Below are 15,434 nucleotides of genomic sequence, written 5' to 3'. Positions count from 1 at the left end.
GAGGATAGGGGTTGTAAATATAAGATTGTTTCTAAAAGTGAACCTCAACCTGCTTTTACTTTATTGTCTCCGTGTGCTCCTAGGTTTTGTGGCCTTTGAGTACAATTTCATGGTCGCCCGCCCACTGAGCCATGTCTTGTTTACTGATGGCGGCGGCCATCATGTCTGGAAAAAGGTCGGGGGTACAGGCAAAGACAGGGACACCCAGCGTAGCTAGAAATTTGGCGTTGCGGGTGTCAAAATAGGGGGCACCTGAGTCGTCGAGGGCAAGTAAACAGATGACTTGAACACCTTCGGCCACAAGTTCTTCGACCCGTTTGCGCATTTGGGTTTCGTCGCCTCCTTCACACAGGTCGGTGATGAGAACTAAAATGGTATCATTGGGCTTGGCAATGATTTTTTGGCAGTACGATAGTGCTTTGTTGATGTCGGTTCCACCCCCAAGTTGTACCCCAAAAAGCAGTTCAACGGGGTCTTTCAAATCTTCAGTCAAATCTACTACTTCGGTATCAAAGACAACCATCTGGGTTTTGATTTGGGGCAACGAAGCCATCACCGCCCCAAAAATCCCTGAATACACCACCGATGCCCCCATCGAACCACTTTGGTCGAGGCAAAGAACCACGTCTTTGAGCGAGCGCTTGCTTTTACGCCCGTACCCAATGCGGGTTTCGGGGATAATCGTACGGTATTCGGGAAGGTAGTGTTTAAGGTTTTTACGAATGGTTGTGTTCCAGTCGATTTCGTTATAACGTGGCCGTTTGTTACGGCTGCTGCGATTCAACGCCCCCGTGATGGCCTGAACCGTTTTTTGTTCCAACTTTTGAATAAGCTCCTCTACGACTTTCTGAACTACCCGACGGGCGGTATCTTTGGTTTTTGAGGGAATAAGTTTTCCCAATTCCATCAAATTTGCAACGAGCGCAACGTTCGGTGTGGCTTGTTCCAAAATGTCGGGTTCGAGCATCAGTTTTTGTTGTAGAACGGGCTGTTTGAGGGCATCTCCTTGCATTACTTGCACCACAGACTGCGGGAAATAATTACGAATATCGCCCAGCCAACGCGCCACGGCAGGTTGTGATTGACCACGCCCTACTTTTGAATTATCCTTTTCAATGTATTCAAACCGTTGCTTTCGTTCAAATTCATAAAGGGCAGAAAGTGAAGCATCAATTTGTGCATCCATCCCGCTGAGTTGGCAGTCGGTTCCGTCGGCCTCGTCACCGCCGAGAATAAGCCGCCAACGGCGTAAGTTTTGAGAATCAGTGTTTGACATTGGCTTTTTCGTTAATTTAATCCCAATAATAACTGCAACATGGGCAAAACTTCTTCGGCGCGATGGTGATCAAAATCGGTAGTGTCGGCGGGTGCAAGAATTACTGTTTGCTCCACGTTAGCTCCTTTTTTTGCTTTTTCACCCAGTTGTTTGCGTTCCGAGGGTTCAAATTTGGAAAAGGTTCGGCGCAGAATGGGAAGCAATTCAATAAAATAGTCTTCCGAAAGTTCAAAGACCCAACGGTAGAGTAGGTTCCAAAGCACATTATCGTACAGCAGTATCATACCGCTTCCTTTGAGAAACCCTTCGACCCATCCTGCCGAGTAAGCAGGTTCGTTGCCCTTTGACAAAGCCAACTCAAACCGTTGGGCGGTCTGTGTTTCGTTCAATTCGCTGGCATCAAACAAGAGTCGGCAGGTACAGCCCAAAATGAGCGAATTGACGCCCTCTTTGTCGAGTAAAAGGTATAATGTACTTCGCCATTGTTGGGTAAGTGTTTCATTCTCAATGAGACGCGTGGCTTCGTTAACGCTTTTGATGTAGTCAAATACCTTTCTCGAATTTTCGTCGTCGAGGCCGTAACAGGCATTGGGCAATCCGATGCAAATTCGGGTGAGAAGACCTTCTACCAATTGATTGATGGCCGACAAATCCGTTTTCCGAACGTTTCCGTAGCGACTCACTTCAACCAAAGGTGGAAGGGCCGTCATCAGTTCAATAATGTCGGATGAGACCGTGGCTACTTCGCTGATTTTACGTAATAATTGCTCAATGGCTCCGAACAATTCGGCGGGGATGGCCTGCTGAATCAGGTCGGCGAGGTCTTTGATGACGTTTGTTTTTTGACTTTTGTCCACCAAAAACTTGGTACAGGCATCTTCCACCGAGTTCCCCCAAATTCCTTTTTCTATCAGGTGGATAAACATTTCGGGCTGCCAACGAAGCGTCCACGCCTCCTTGAACGTTCCTTTGGTTCGAGCGGCCAACTGTTTACCCCATTTAATGTCCAAGATGGCTAGTCGGTAGATGAGCTTACTGCGATTTAAATCGGTCTCTTTGCGCAGGTCAAGTTCATAGTCTTTCTTTTCGGCCGTAATGGGCAATCGGTAGCTTTTGGCTAGCTTTTCAAAATTTTCTTGCAGAGGTAATTTAGGCAACTCGTCGGGGACTTTTCCAATGCGTTGGGCAACAATCAACTCTTTTTTGACCAATTCGAGTAAGATTCCGTCGCCCATGCACATGACGGTCTGGGTAGCTTCGTTGAGTTCGTGAAGTCCCACCCGCGACAGCGCCCGCAGACTCGCCAGCGTTTCTGCCAACCGAAAGGCTTCGATGACGTGCGCGGTAGAAATGTCCATTTTTTTCTGACGAAACAGCCGAGCTACTTTCGTTAGCCAGCGCGAGCCATCGTCTTTTTGGCCGTATGTCCAAAGGTGTTCGTACCATCCTGGAGAGGTAATTCCCGCCCCGTAGCCCGAAAACATCGAAAGGCGGTCGTTGGTCCAAGGAATCCACGTACAGCCAACTTTAATTTTTGTTTTGGGCAACGCTTTCAACAGTTTGGCGTCCTGCTTCGCCGTGGCTTCGACGTCGAGGAGGGCAGGAGCGTGCCAGGCGCCACACACCACGACAATGTTGGTATAGAGTTCGTTTTGAGCTTTCCGAATCAGTTCTCGCATGTACGCTTCACGTGCCACGTTTTCTTGGTCCAACGCAGATTTTATATGGGCAGCACGTAGTTCACTCATCATCAACAATACTGCTTCAAAATGTTCTTGCGCGTTGTTGGGAATGTATTTTTGCTCAAAGTGATGTTCCCACCAAAGTTCCGAATTTTCGTAACCTGCTACGTCGGCAAAGTAAGAAATGGGGTCTTTGAAGGGAAGCAGGAACTCCTGTTTTTCTTCTTGTTGCTCCACTGTTTGCTCTTTTTGAGCCGCTCGTTGGTTGATTTGTTCTTGAAAAGAAATGGCCAGAGGCAAATCGACCATGCGAACAGGAAGCTGCTGGGCGTGGGCGTACGAAATAGCTTGCCATTCGGGCGAAAATTGGGCAAAAGGGTAAAACGTAGCTTGTTGTGGGTCGTCGAGGTTGTACCCCAGCACGGCCACGGGTGGTTTTAAGCCACTTTTTCCCACCCAATGAACGATGGAGTCGAGTTCGGGCGGACCTTCCACCAAAATAATATCAGGCTGTATCTGTGCCAATCGCTCAACGACATTCTTGGCTGAACCCACCCCGTGATGACGTATTCCTAAAATATGAAGCGGCATGGAGTCGGTAGTTACAAAGTGATTTCCTTACAAGCCCGATACACGTCTTTCCATTCGGCGCGGGGTTTGACGACGGTTTCTAGGTATTCGTTCCAGACTACTTTGTCCTGAACAGGGTCTTTGACAACCGCACCTACCAAACCTGCGGCAACGTCTTGGGCGTTTAGGCGACCGTCGCCAAAATGAGCAGCTAGGGCAAGTCCATTGTTGACGACCGATATGGCTTCGGCGGTGCTCATGGTACTGGTGGGCACTTTGATTTTGGTTTTCCCGTCGGCTGTCACTCCCGCGCGTAATTCGCGGAAAATGGTCACAATGCGTTGAATTTCTTTCAAAGAAGGTGCTTCTGCGGGAAGTTCAAGGGCTTTTTGTAAACTTGAAACACGGTGCTGAACGATTGAAATTTCTTCTTCCATCGAATCGGGAACGGGAAGAATGACGGTATTAAAACGTCGTTTCAACGCCCCCGAAAGCTCATTTACTCCTTTGTCGCGGTTGTTGGCCGTCGCAATGACGTTGAAACCCGAAACGGCCTGCACTTCCATATTGAGTTCAGGAATGGGCAAGGTTTTCTCGGACAAAATCGTGATAAGCGTGTCTTGGACGTCGGCGGTGATACGCGTCAGCTCCTCGATGCGGGCAATTTGCCCCGTCCGCATCGCATACATCATCGGGGTGGTTACGAGGGCGTTTTCGGTGGGGCCTTCGGCCAACAGGCGAGCATAGTTCCAGCCGTATCTTATGGCTTCTTCGCTCGTTCCTGCCGTCCCTTGAATAAGTAAGGTCGAATTTCCCGAAACAGCCGCCGCAAGGTGTTCTGCCACCCACGACTTGGCCGTACCAGGAAGCCCATAAAGCAACAACGCGCGGTCGGTCGTAAGGGTAGCCACGGCAATTTCCATCAGTCGTCGGCTTCCGATGTACTTGGGGGAAATTTCAAACCCGTTTTTCAATTTTCCGCCCATTAAGTATTGCACCACGGCTTGGGGCGACAATTTCCAGTTGGTAGGGCGTTTGTGGGTATCTTGTTTGCCAATTTCTTCCAATTCAAGGGCAAACTGTTGTTCAGCGTGTTGTCTTAGTACGTTCATTGTGCTGTTATTTGTTCTATTTCTTCTTTTATTTCTAATTGTTTAAAGAGAATGTCGGCAAATTGGGTGTTCCAATAATTTCGTTGCCAATCTTGGGATAATTCATTTTGAAGCGAGTAAAGCAGGTTTTTGGCACTGACGTGCAATTTCCGCCCCAACTGATTTAAAAAATTTCGGTCGGAAAAAACGTAGTAATAGTTTGAACCATCAAGCTCTTTCACCAACGAAATCAACGCCTTTTTTGAAAACTGTAACGACCAATTTTGCGGTGGGTCTTCTGTCGTAATGGCTTTTACCAACGCAAACGAAAGTTGGAAATGATGTAACAACAGTTCTTCTTGGTCGGGCCAAGGCAAGCGTTGAAGTAAGTCTGCCTTTTTTACTTCTAGGTGGGCGGTTACTTTCAAAAACGCTTTGATTTCATCGGGCGACGCATACACCATTGCTTCACTAAAGGCGTATAAATACGCCGCTGCATTTTTGCTTTGAGTGTTGACAAAAAAATCGACCAATCGTGACAGGTTTCCTTCAAAAAACTTGATTAAATGACTCGGATGTAGCCATCTGAGCAACGATTGAAGCCAGTATTCGGCGTCCGAAACGCCTTTTTGGGAGCTTAATTTGTCGAATCCAAATCGTTGGTTCATTTCGTTTCCGTTCCAAAAATCCATCTCATAATCAGGAAGTTGGAGTTGGTAGTTTGCTGACGAAAAGCCAATTGCGGATAATAAACCCTTCTTTTTTGTGATACACTTGGCAATTTGCTCGGCTACTTCTTTGCCAAATGGACTGCCTTGTATGGAAAGCCGTAATTCGTTGATGAGGTGAATGGCCTCAAGGGTAACGGGTTTGGGCGAAGTCAGGTTTTTGGTTAGTTCCTCGTGAATTTGTTCTAAAAAGGGTTCATCGTTGGCCGATAAACCAACTTTCAACGTGGACAATAGACTTTTTCGGTCTTTAGCCGATTCGTTGGGCCAAGCCTGAGCCAAAAGTGACAACGCCTCGGCAGGATTTTGGCGTCGAAGTTCGCTCAAAAATGCCTTTCGTTCGGTAGGTTTTCCTTCTTCCCACTGCGTTATGCTCATTGAAACGTCCGTGATTTGCCAAGTTTCATTGAATTGTGCCAGCCATTTTCCCCGTACACCAAGGAGGAGGTGGAGCTGAGGAAGGAGTTGTTTGGGGGTATTGCTCAACGCGTTCACAAGCAGGTCATCGGTCAAAACCCAGTTTTTCTGGTGGCAATTTTGAAGGAGCAATTCCAACAAATAGGGGTTGGCTGGCGATAAATCCAATACTTTTTTCCAAAGGGCAACCGTTTTTGGCGGACAGAATGTCGAAGTTTCTGCGTCCTCCAAAGCCAAATTTGGGAGGGTAATTTTGGAAGGATTCTGTCCTGCACGATTGTAATTATAAAGGAGTGCCGCCGCTTTTAGGAAATAACCCTCAGCATCATTTTTATTGCTTTTGGCTAAAATTTCTTGAATGGAGGCAGGGAGTGCTTCGGTCGCTAGGGGGTGTCTTTCGGTACCCAACAGGGCGGTTTTTTTTAATAATTCCCAATGAAACATCTGATAATGAATGGAAAAGGCTGTTAATGTTTATAATAGCTGATACGAAAAATTTTGAACGATACCCAAAGGCCAAACCGACGTGGATTGCCGTAACAGAAAAAAAGTAGTAGGGTGTCCAGCGGTGAAAGCCAGCAGTTTCCAAATAATGGCTTCTTCAAACGCATCGTGGAGACGCATCACTGCCCCTGTGGCGTCTTGAAGATACCAATGGGTTTGGTGCTTGGTGATTTGAAGGTGTTCGACCAATTGAGGGACGTCATCGGCCCAGGGGTTTTGGGCAATGACACGGGTGTATTCTAGTTGCGAATGTTGCCAACTCTCAAGTCCTTGCAGTGAGGTAGGAAGAAACGATTTACTCTCTAAATGATGTTTTACTAGGGCGCGAAAGGGACTGTGACTTGGATAAAACACCAAACGAGCTTTGGAGGTATTGCCAGGCACAAGTGGGGTTTCAATGGCAGCGGTTCTGTAAGCAAAATTGAGCACCAACGCAAAACGCTTGGAGTTACACCCGTATAACCAATTTCGTTGGAGGAGAATATCCTCTTCTTGGGTGCTACGTCTGCCAATCACAACCCATTCATCGTCAATGGTTTCTGATTCTTTGTTTTCGATAAGTTCTTTTTGTTGAACATTCCAACCAACCCGACTTTTTACTTCCTCTTGTACAAGCGGAGGGAGCTGGTCGAGGTTTCGAAATGCCTCGATTTGTAAGTGTATTTTTGCCGCAATTTCGAGCGCTTGGGTTTGCCAAGAATCGCCTTTATAATAGTTGAGTTTGGTGAATTCTTTGACCAACGAGGCAAAACCCGTCGCCTGGGCATCCACCATGCGGGCGGCCATTTTTTCAAAGTAAGCGCTACCTTTTTCGGGAAGTGCCAACAACCCAGCCCTCACCATGTCTCGAAGCCAAAGGTCAAGCTCAGCAACGCCTGCTTCAACTTTCAGCAAACGGTCGTTTTGGCGCTTTTCCTTGTCTTTGGCTTGTTTGTCTGTTTTTTCGGAATCCTGTTCCTCACTTACTGGCGGCTGGACTTTGGCTTCGGCTTTTTCAGAACGTTTGTTGATCCATTCGCTGACCCAACTAGGCTCGGTGGCGAGCTGAGGAATGTCACCGTTGCGGCGTGCGACCAAAAACAACAGCCCTAACCCGTGTTTGCACGGAAATTTTCGGCTGGGGCAAGAACATTTAAAGGCAGTATTTTGGAGGTCGATTTGGGTTCGATAGGGGTCTTTTCCGCTTCCCTGCACTTCTCCCCACAGTACTCGTTCGTTGGATTGGTAATTCAACCATTTGCGTTCATTGGCTAAGTCTTTTCCCGCTTTGAGCGATGAAGCGTCGGGCGCAAGCTGGTTTACCTGGTCCTCGTTTAGAAAATTCATAGAAAACCTGATTTTTTAGGAAATGCAATTAACGAAAAAATAGGTTTATGTAAAATAAAAATAGATAATCTATCGGAAAAATTTTATTATTCGGTTTCTCTGCTTTCATTCAAATCACGAAAATCAGCCGAATAAATTGTGTGAAACAAAAAAACGTAGTTGTTAAAAGCAATTTTAACAACTACGTTTTACTCCCTCTAAAGGAAAATCAGGAAAAAGAGAGCCTATTTTTTGGTGCTCTTCATGCTTTCATCAATTGCCATAATTACTTCGTGGGATTGGTGGTTGTGCTCTTTTTCGAGGCGGCTCTTCAAATTGGTAAGTAACGAGCGGCTTTCGTCGGTATTCAAGGCCGAAACACGACGCACCATAAACTCTAAGTGCTTGTCCATCACCGATTTTTCGGCAAGTGCTAGGGCGCGTTTGGCGTCAAGAGCAGCCAACGGCTCAGCCGCATACCACAACATAAGGGGCATATTATGGTCGCCTTTGTCGCTGGTTTTTTGAATAAGCGCTTCCACTGCCTCCCAACGCTGAGCGGGAGAAATTCGTAATAAAGCAGAGGTCAAGTACAAGCGAACCAACGGCGAATTATCGTTTTGGGCTATGCTTACAAACTGTTTGAGGGTTTCGTCCGAAACAGCTTTACCCTCTGTCACCAATTGTAAAGCCCAGCTGCGAACGTACTCGTTTTCGTGGCTAAGTAAGGCATTCATTTCTGGTTGGGTCAATCCCTTGGTCACGTGTAATGCCCACAACGCCCGAAGTTTGCGGGTAACGTCAGGGTTGTTAGTAAGAATTTCTTTCAATGCCTTGTGGACTTTTTTGTTAGGCCCGCGCTCTTGCAACAACGTTCTAGCTTGACGTACGTACCATTCGTTAGGGTGTAATTGGTAATTGACCAGTTCTTTATCCGAGGCTTTAGATAAGTCAACTTGCACCCATTTGTCGTTTTCGTGGGTGATTTTGAAAATACGCCCCATTGTTTTATCGTGAACGTCGGGGTTAGAACTGTGGCATTGGTTTTTGTCGTACCAGTCAATCGCAAAGACCGAGCCACTGGCGTCGTATTTGAAGTTCAACCACTGCGACCACGTATCGTTCATGGCCATAAAGTCATCGCGGTGGCGCACCACGTAGCCCGAACCAACGCGTTCGGGATGGTCACGGTTGAAGCGCGCACCGTTGATGTTGTTCATAAAAATATCATTGCGGTACTCGCTAGGCCACGTATGTCCTAAATAAACCATGGCTCCTGCGTGGGCGTGTCCTCCTCCTTTTGGCCCCGACCGAAAGTTGCCCGCGTGTGGGCCCCGTTCGCCAATCCAGTGAACGTGGTCGCCCGCCGTTTTGATGTCGTCGTAGGTATAAGGATTAAAATGTTTTCCCGCTTGGCGCTGATAACGGGCATTATGGATGATGTGGTACATGTGCGGAATCACACAGGCCGTGATAAAGGCGTGGCCATAATCGTTGAAGTCAATACCCCAGGGATTGCTTGTACCTTCGGCAAACACTTCAAATGTATGCGCTGTGGGATGATACCGCCATACGCCCGCGTTGATTTTGGTTCGTTCTGAGTCAGGAGCGCCTGGTTTCCCTACGTTGGAGTGCGTAAAAACACCATGTGTTCCGTACAACCAGCCATCAGGCCCCCAGCGGAGGCTGTTGAGGGTTTCGTGGGTATCTTGAGTGCCCCAGCCGTCTAACAATTTCTGAATAGGCCCAGCAGGTTTGTCGTTTTTAAAATCGGCAGGAACAAATAACAAATAAGGGGCAGCACCTAGCCAAACACCGCCCATGCCCACTTCAATCCCGCTGACGAGGTTGAGCCCTTCCATAAACACTTTGCGGCTGTCGAGTGTTCCGTCGCCGTTGGTGTCTTCCAAAATCAAAATACGGTCGCGGCCTTGTCCTTCGGGGGCAGGAACGGGATAAGTATGGCCTTCTACTACCCACAAACGCCCTCGGTAATCAATCGTAAAACAAATCGGACGAACTACGTCGGGTTCGGCAGCTGCCAAAGAAATTTTAAAACCTTTGGGTGGCGTCATGGCTGCGGCTGCTTTTACTCCCGATAACCCAGCATTGATAACGGGGTCGAGGGGAGGTAAAATCACAATGTCACTTTGTTTCAATTCATTAGGGAACTCGGGACGCGTGCTGTGAAATAGAAATTCGTCAAAATTGATGTGCGCCCATTTGTCGTGGGGAATGTACGGGATTTGTGAAATACCCGTCTCGTTATCAATGAGTTTGATGTAAATGTCTTTGTTGAGATAGGCCTGCAAATCCACTACCACGGGTTGCAGAGTAGCCCGTCCTTGTCCCGTAATGGAGAAAATAACCACATCGCTGCCCGTTTGACGAATTTCTACGCGGGTATCCTGCAACGCGCCACCCGAAACTTTAAAGGAAGCAAAAGGCTGAGTAACTGTAAATGGAACGGAAGTAAGCGTGCCGATTTGTTTGGCATTGGTAATTCCACCACTGGAAACGAAAAATTTACCATCGAAACCGATGCGCATTTCTTTTTCGTGCAGGGGAGAAGGGTCGGTGGAGATAAGCCCATTGGCGAAGGCATCGCCCGTGGCAGTCCAATCTTGCAGAGTGCCCGTTTCAAAATTTAAGTTGACGGGCTGACCGTTTTTCTGGGGAATTTGTCCCGTAACCACTTTGGCCGTTACGTCATTTTCCGAAACTTCCAGCTTTCCCACCATGCCAGCCGCGCGGTGGCCAGGAACGGAACAGTAATAGGTGTCGTTTTCTTGGGCGGTGAAAACCAGCGTAGCGCTTGACCCTTTTTCAAGAATGGTTTTACTTTTAAGGGCCAATTTCTCAAGGGCAATGTCGTGGGTCATTAACTCCCCATTGACAATTTTGAGGCGAATCCGTTCGCCTTTTTTGGCACGAAGTGTTGGATTTTTAGCACCATCGGGAGCAAAGTACCCAAGCATGGTCGCTTCGAGGGTAAATTCACGGTCGATTTTTTCGGAATTTTGGGAAAAACTCGGGAGCGAGAAACAAAAAAATGCGAAGTAGATAAATAGAAAGAAGCGTGAGGCGTACATGAGGAGAGGAAACAGTTAGGTTTTATTTTATCTTTTCTAAAAATAATATAAAAAACAACTGTTCCCTCAAAAATACTCAATTATTACTCTTCTATTCTTGTACCTTCGTCGATGTAGATAATGTAAGGTACACCGCCCTCGCTTTTAATGGCTTCGGCAACGGCTTCGGGGTTTTCGGGAGCGTACATAAACATGCAGCCACCGCCGCCAGAACCGTTGATTTTACCACCCAATGCACCAGCTTTCATGGAAGCTTCTACCATGCGGTTGATTTTGTCGGTGGAAGTGCGTTTGTGGTCACGAAGATTGGTAAAATGCCGATAAAGCAATTCACCAAATTGCTGGTCAAAATTCGTTGCCGCACCGTTTTGAGAATCAATCAGTAATTGTTTTCCTTCAATCAAAATGTCACGGTCTTCGAGGTTTGCCTTTAACAGCCCTAGTTCATCCAAACTCAAATGAGCTTTGTATTCATCAGCCTGAGAAAAGGGAGTCGTGAAAATGGAAAAATTTGGGTCAACTTGTTTTACTTTGGCAATGATGGCTTCCATTCCGTACCGACAACGGGCAAGGATGCCTAGGGTATCTTTGGGCTGCAAAGAATCGCCAAGAACAAAAGCCCCTAATTTGGGCTGAAGACCTTCAACGTGAATTTTTGGAACAGATTCTAAATAGATCACATTTCCGATGGCCGTCGAATAATGATCCATCATTCCACCTGGCTCGCCAAATTCGAGTACTTCGGCTTCGTTGGCGATTTCGCCTAATTCTTTTGAGCTTAATTCTTTGGGATTATCGGCCAATCGGGTTAAAAAGTTAGCCCATGTCACAATTAAAGCCGAAGAACTTGACGTACCCGAATTGATGGGAATATTACCGTGAATATTTACTTCAAAACCTTGTCCAAAGACAAAACCACGGCGACGAAGTACGTTGATGGTACTTCTAAAATAATCACGTTCTTTTACGTAAGGAAGAGGCTCTTCCAATAAAAAAGCCTCTTCTTCTTTCAAATCTGGTAGGTGTAAGCGAACCATATCGTCGCTACTTTTGCCCCCCTCAATGCTTATTCGTCTTGAAATCGCCGCTGCCACAACGGGCAACCCAAGATAATCTTGGTGTTCCCCAAATAAGCAAATTCGGCCTGGTGTTGATATTTTCAAAATCGTAAATGTTTAATTGGAAATTACCAGCTACGTTTTTTGTAACCAACGAGCGAATAGTATAAAATGAAGCCATAGAGTGGCAACAATAGCCAGTAAGCCTGTTGAGTACTGTGGATAGAGTCGGCTACTTTACCGTAAACAAGTGGTAAAATAGCGCCGCCTGAGATGCCCATAATCAATAAGGCTGAACCGATTTTGGTAAATTTGCCAAGGCCATCCAACGCAAGTGGCCACATGGCAGGCCAAACAAGGGCATTGGCAAAACCTAAAATGGCGATGCAAATGACAGACGTAAATCCTGTGGTCATGATGGCCAATACCGTTACAATGAGTCCCAAAATTGCCGATACTTTCAAACATGTACCTTGAGAAACGTATTTTGGAATCAAAACTATACCCAAGCCGTATGCCGCAAGCATGAGCCAGAGGGTGTAAGTTCCAAAGGTACTTGCTTCGCTTTCGGGAAAACCAAGTGAAACGCCGTAACTAATGATGGTATCACCCGCAATTACTTCGGCACCCACGTAGCAAAACAAGGCAATTACCCCTAAAACGAGGTTTGGAAACGCAAAAACACTGTTGTGCTTGGCGGTCGCTGTTTTTCCGCCTTCGTCTTCTTGCTCTTCGCTCACTTCTGGAAGCCCTTTTGACATTTTGATGACAACCGCCAACACCACAAGCACCGCCGTAAGAATCATGTACGGTACTTCTACTTTTTGGAGTTCATCGGTTGGCGCTGCTGCTGCGCCCCCTGCTAAAAGCAATCCGCCAAAAGTCCATTGGCTGATGATACCCGCCAATTTGTTGGCAATTCCCAAGAAACTGATGCGTTGGGCGGCACTTTCACGCGGGCCGAGAATCGTCGCATAAGGGTTTGAGGCCGTTTGGAGCAAGGTCAAACCTATTCCAATGGTAAATAAACCGACCAAAAATAAAGGGTACGAGGCGATTTGTGCCGCAGGAATAAAAATAGCGGTACCAACGGCCATGATGGCCAATCCCAATGACATTCCATTTTTGAAACCTGTACGTTTTAATACTTCCGAGGATGGAATCGCCATCAATGTGTAAGAAATGAAAAAGGCGAAGGTAACAAGGTAAGAACTGGTGTTGTCCAGACTAAAGGCTTTCTTGAAGAAGGTGATGAGTGTACCGTTTACCCAAGTAACAAACCCGAAAACGAAAAACAATAACCCAATGATAATCAGCGGCCCTACGTAGCTTTGATTTTGTTTTGACATGAGGAATAGGAGGTTTAGAAGGTAAATTCAGTCCCGAAAAAATGAAAAAAAACGCGGGATAAAAAATTTATGTTAAGTTATTTTTAAATTATTTTAAAAAATGGTAAAACTTGAATGCTGCTAAAAACCATATACTGAAAAACCACCGTCAACGGCTATTATCTGGCCACTAATATAACTGGCGGCAGGAAGACATAAAAAAACGATGGCATTGGCTACTTCTTCGGGTTGGCCCACACGCTGCATAGGCGTTCGGCGCAAAATGTCGCTTAATGCTTCTGGATTAGATAAAACCGACTCCGTCAGTGGCGTGGCAATGTACCAGGGCGCTACGGCGTTGACCCGAATATGGTCTTTGGCCCATTCGCAGGCTAAATTTCTCGTAAGTTGGTTCAACGCTCCTTTGGTCATGCCATAAATAGAACCGCTGCGCAAGGAGGTTAATCCAGCAACTGAAGTGACGTTAACCACACAGCCTTTGGCCAATTGCAGTGCGGGATACAAGGCTTTGGTAAGCAGAAAGGCCGAACGGAGATTGGTGTTTAAGATATGGTCGTATTCGTCGTAGGAGTACGAATCGGTGGGTTTACGAATGTTTGTACCCACGTTGTTGATTAGAATATCAAGTTTTTTCCAATGGGTTTGAACAAACTGCGCGAGTGATTCGATGGCCTTTGTGTTTCCCAAATCCAGCGCCAAGCCCGTCACGGGAAAACCTTGCTCTTGATAATCACCAACTTGTTGGGCTACTTCTTCTGCGTTTCGGGCCACGAGTAAGACCTCTGCACCCATTTTGAGAAGCGTTTGGACGGTGGCGCGTCCGATGCCTTTGGTTCCGCCCGTAACAAGGGCGCGTTTTCCACCTAATTGCCAGTCGTTAAGCATTTTTGATTTGTGTAAAACTTTCGATTAAATTGGTACGTTAATATACATATAGAAAACAACCAAATCGCCTATCACCTATGAACCGTCGCTCATTCATTCACACACTTATTGGAACGTCGTTAGTTAGTCCACTAGCATTTTCGCAACAACAATCCCAAGAGCTCAAACGGGTAGTCAAAACGGATGCGGAGTGGAAAAAAATCCTGACCCCTATTCAGTTTTACGTGACCCGTCAAAAAGGGACAGAACGCGCTTTTACGGGGCCTTATTGGAACAACAAAGAAAAGGGAATTTACAAATGTGTTTGTTGCGGAACACCTTTATTTAATTCTGAAACCAAATTTGACTCAGGTACGGGTTGGCCAAGTTTTTTTGCCCCAATCAATAAAAAAGCCCTCAAAGACGAAAAAGACAAGAGCTTCGGGATGGAGCGTGACGAGGTCATTTGTGCTGTTTGCGATGCGCATCTTGGACACGTTTTCGACGATGGTCCTCGTCCAACGGGGCTTCGTTATTGCATGAACGGAGCGGCGTTGGCCTTTGAAAAGAAATAGACTAAGCTCGCGAAAATAATTCAATCCAATACCCGTCGGGGTCTTTGACAAAAAGTTGAAGAAGTCCATCTGGTCGAGGTTTTGGGGGGCGGTAAATCGCTTGGTTCGCCTTTAAATGCTGTTCCCAGGCGGAAAGGTCTTCAACTTCGAGCGCAAAGTGGTTGCTGCGGGAGCCTGAGATAACCTGCTCCGTGCGAATTCCGATTAGGTGTAATTCTTGGTGTGAACCAATTTGAAACCAAGCTCCAGGGAAATCAAAGTCAGGACGGGATAACTGGTTCATTTGTAGGATATTTGAATAAAAATGGCAACTTTGCGCTACGTCTGCAACGTACAAAGCTACGTGGTTGATTTCTTTGATGCGTAAATTCATGGAGGTCTATTCCAACGTTTTTTTGTCGTTTCTCGTCTTTATCTCAGTAGCAAGTAAGGTGCTTGCGTTGACAAAAATCGAATAAAGTTATGAAAAATGCACTGATTTTGTGCTTAGGTCTGATGGCCGGTTGTAAGTCGGAAAGCGTAGATTCGTTGACGCTAGGAAGTGATTTTCCTTTGACGACCAAACAACCAGTTCAGGTCGGAGATGTCCAATTGGCACTGACTGGCGTTGAAGATAGCCGTTGCCCGAAAAATGTGCAGTGTTTTCGAGCGGGGGAAGTGGTCGTTGATTTGGTACTAAATGCCCAACAAAACGTAAAAATGTGCTTGGGTGACTGTCAGGCGGTAGGCCGCAAGACGTCTGTGACGCAGGATTCATTAGAGGTGACGGTCAACCAGCAGAAGTATTTGCTTATTTTAAAGCAAGTTAGCCCAGAATCTAAGACGGAGAAAATCCCTAGTGACCAGTACCAGCTTCAAATGCAAGTGCTGAAAAAGTGATTCATTACTTACCTACCTTCCACCTATCTTCCCGAAAGTTTTGA

The 15,434-nt window shown here is 46.5% G+C and carries 12 protein-coding genes; 2 read left to right on the top strand and 10 right to left on the bottom strand.

Features of this window, described 5'->3' with window-relative positions; translation table 11 throughout:
• Positions 1-79: 79 nt before the first annotated feature.
• The 9 genes from DTQ70_RS09470 to DTQ70_RS09430 all read right to left on the bottom strand — a co-directional run bounded on the left by DTQ70_RS09470 (position 80) and on the right by DTQ70_RS09430 (position 13,957).
• The gene (locus DTQ70_RS09470; RefSeq protein WP_122930587.1) at positions 80-1,276 is read right to left on the bottom strand and encodes a VWA domain-containing protein; all 1,197 of its coding nucleotides are present in this window, start codon (positions 1,274-1,276) and stop codon (positions 80-82) included.
• A gap of 11 nt (positions 1,277-1,287) precedes the next feature.
• Positions 1,288-3,549 carry a DUF5682 family protein gene (locus DTQ70_RS09465; protein ID WP_122930586.1) on the bottom strand — a complete coding sequence of 754 codons (2,262 nt, stop codon included), beginning with the start codon at positions 3,547-3,549 and terminating at the stop codon, positions 1,288-1,290.
• Between the two features lie 11 nt (positions 3,550-3,560).
• Complete coding sequence (locus tag DTQ70_RS09460; protein ID WP_122930585.1) at positions 3,561-4,640, bottom strand: AAA family ATPase; 1,080 nt, start codon at positions 4,638-4,640, stop codon at positions 3,561-3,563.
• Positions 4,637-6,208, bottom strand: coding sequence for a DUF5691 domain-containing protein (locus DTQ70_RS09455; protein WP_122930584.1), 1,572 nt, complete (start codon positions 6,206-6,208; stop codon positions 4,637-4,639). Before DTQ70_RS09455 ends, DTQ70_RS09460 begins: the two co-directional genes overlap by 4 nt.
• Positions 6,209-6,238: 30 nt before the next feature.
• On the bottom strand, positions 6,239-7,594 hold the full coding sequence (locus DTQ70_RS09450; protein WP_122930583.1) for an SWIM zinc finger family protein: 1,356 nt from the start codon (positions 7,592-7,594) through the stop codon (positions 6,239-6,241).
• Positions 7,595-7,818: 224 nt separating this feature from the next.
• Entirely contained in the window at positions 7,819-10,665 is a 2,847-nt protein-coding gene (locus tag DTQ70_RS09445; protein ID WP_122930582.1) for a PVC-type heme-binding CxxCH protein, read from the bottom strand.
• Positions 10,666-10,748: 83 nt separating this feature from the next.
• A complete protein-coding gene (locus DTQ70_RS09440) occupies positions 10,749-11,828 on the bottom strand; it encodes a galactokinase family protein (protein WP_122930581.1) in 1,080 nt (359 codons plus the stop codon).
• Positions 11,829-11,851: 23 nt separating this feature from the next.
• Entirely contained in the window at positions 11,852-13,072 is a 1,221-nt protein-coding gene (locus DTQ70_RS09435; protein WP_122930580.1) for a sugar MFS transporter, read from the bottom strand.
• Positions 13,073-13,192: 120 nt separating this feature from the next.
• The gene (locus DTQ70_RS09430; RefSeq protein ID WP_122930579.1) at positions 13,193-13,957 is read right to left on the bottom strand and encodes an SDR family oxidoreductase; all 765 of its coding nucleotides are present in this window, start codon (positions 13,955-13,957) and stop codon (positions 13,193-13,195) included.
• Between the two features lie 77 nt (positions 13,958-14,034).
• Between DTQ70_RS09430 and msrB the strand changes: the two genes are divergently transcribed.
• Complete coding sequence (msrB, locus tag DTQ70_RS09425) at positions 14,035-14,511, top strand: peptide-methionine (R)-S-oxide reductase MsrB (RefSeq protein ID WP_122930578.1); 477 nt, start codon at positions 14,035-14,037, stop codon at positions 14,509-14,511.
• A 1-nt stretch (position 14,512) separates the two neighbouring features.
• Here the strand turns inward: msrB and DTQ70_RS09420 are convergent, their stop codons facing one another.
• Positions 14,513-14,884, bottom strand: a complete 372-nt coding sequence (locus DTQ70_RS09420; protein WP_122930577.1) for a VOC family protein — start codon at positions 14,882-14,884, stop codon at positions 14,513-14,515.
• A gap of 89 nt (positions 14,885-14,973) precedes the next feature.
• Between DTQ70_RS09420 and DTQ70_RS09415 the strand changes: the two genes are divergently transcribed.
• Entirely contained in the window at positions 14,974-15,390 is a 417-nt protein-coding gene (locus DTQ70_RS09415) for a hypothetical protein (RefSeq protein WP_164489947.1), read from the top strand.
• The last annotated feature ends 44 nt before the right edge of the window (positions 15,391-15,434 follow it).

The organism is Runella sp. SP2 (assembly GCF_003711225.1).
Taxonomy (GTDB): domain Bacteria; phylum Bacteroidota; class Bacteroidia; order Cytophagales; family Spirosomataceae; genus Runella.
The sequence above is the reverse complement of the archived record's forward strand: the minus strand, read 5'-3'. Positions and strand labels throughout refer to the sequence as shown.

What these genes read in the sequence shown, in the direction of transcription:
- DTQ70_RS09415 (WP_164489947.1), top strand. Translation starts at nt 14,974, where the DNA reads ATGAAAAATGCACTGATTTTGTGCTTAGGTCTGATGGCCGGTTGTAAG.
- DTQ70_RS09450 (WP_122930583.1), bottom strand. Translation starts at nt 7,594, where the DNA reads ATGAATTTTCTAAACGAGGACCAGGTAAACCAGCTTGCGCCCGACGCT.
- DTQ70_RS09420 (WP_122930577.1), bottom strand. Translation starts at nt 14,884, where the DNA reads ATGAATTTACGCATCAAAGAAATCAACCACGTAGCTTTGTACGTTGCA.
- DTQ70_RS09465 (WP_122930586.1), bottom strand. Translation starts at nt 3,549, where the DNA reads ATGCCGCTTCATATTTTAGGAATACGTCATCACGGGGTGGGTTCAGCC.
- DTQ70_RS09445 (WP_122930582.1), bottom strand. Translation starts at nt 10,665, where the DNA reads ATGTACGCCTCACGCTTCTTTCTATTTATCTACTTCGCATTTTTTTGT.
- DTQ70_RS09455 (WP_122930584.1), bottom strand. Translation starts at nt 6,208, where the DNA reads ATGTTTCATTGGGAATTATTAAAAAAAACCGCCCTGTTGGGTACCGAA.
- DTQ70_RS09470 (WP_122930587.1), bottom strand. Translation starts at nt 1,276, where the DNA reads ATGTCAAACACTGATTCTCAAAACTTACGCCGTTGGCGGCTTATTCTC.
- msrB (WP_122930578.1), top strand. Translation starts at nt 14,035, where the DNA reads ATGAACCGTCGCTCATTCATTCACACACTTATTGGAACGTCGTTAGTT.
- DTQ70_RS09430 (WP_122930579.1), bottom strand. Translation starts at nt 13,957, where the DNA reads ATGCTTAACGACTGGCAATTAGGTGGAAAACGCGCCCTTGTTACGGGC.
- DTQ70_RS09435 (WP_122930580.1), bottom strand. Translation starts at nt 13,072, where the DNA reads ATGTCAAAACAAAATCAAAGCTACGTAGGGCCGCTGATTATCATTGGG.
- DTQ70_RS09460 (WP_122930585.1), bottom strand. Translation starts at nt 4,640, where the DNA reads ATGAACGTACTAAGACAACACGCTGAACAACAGTTTGCCCTTGAATTG.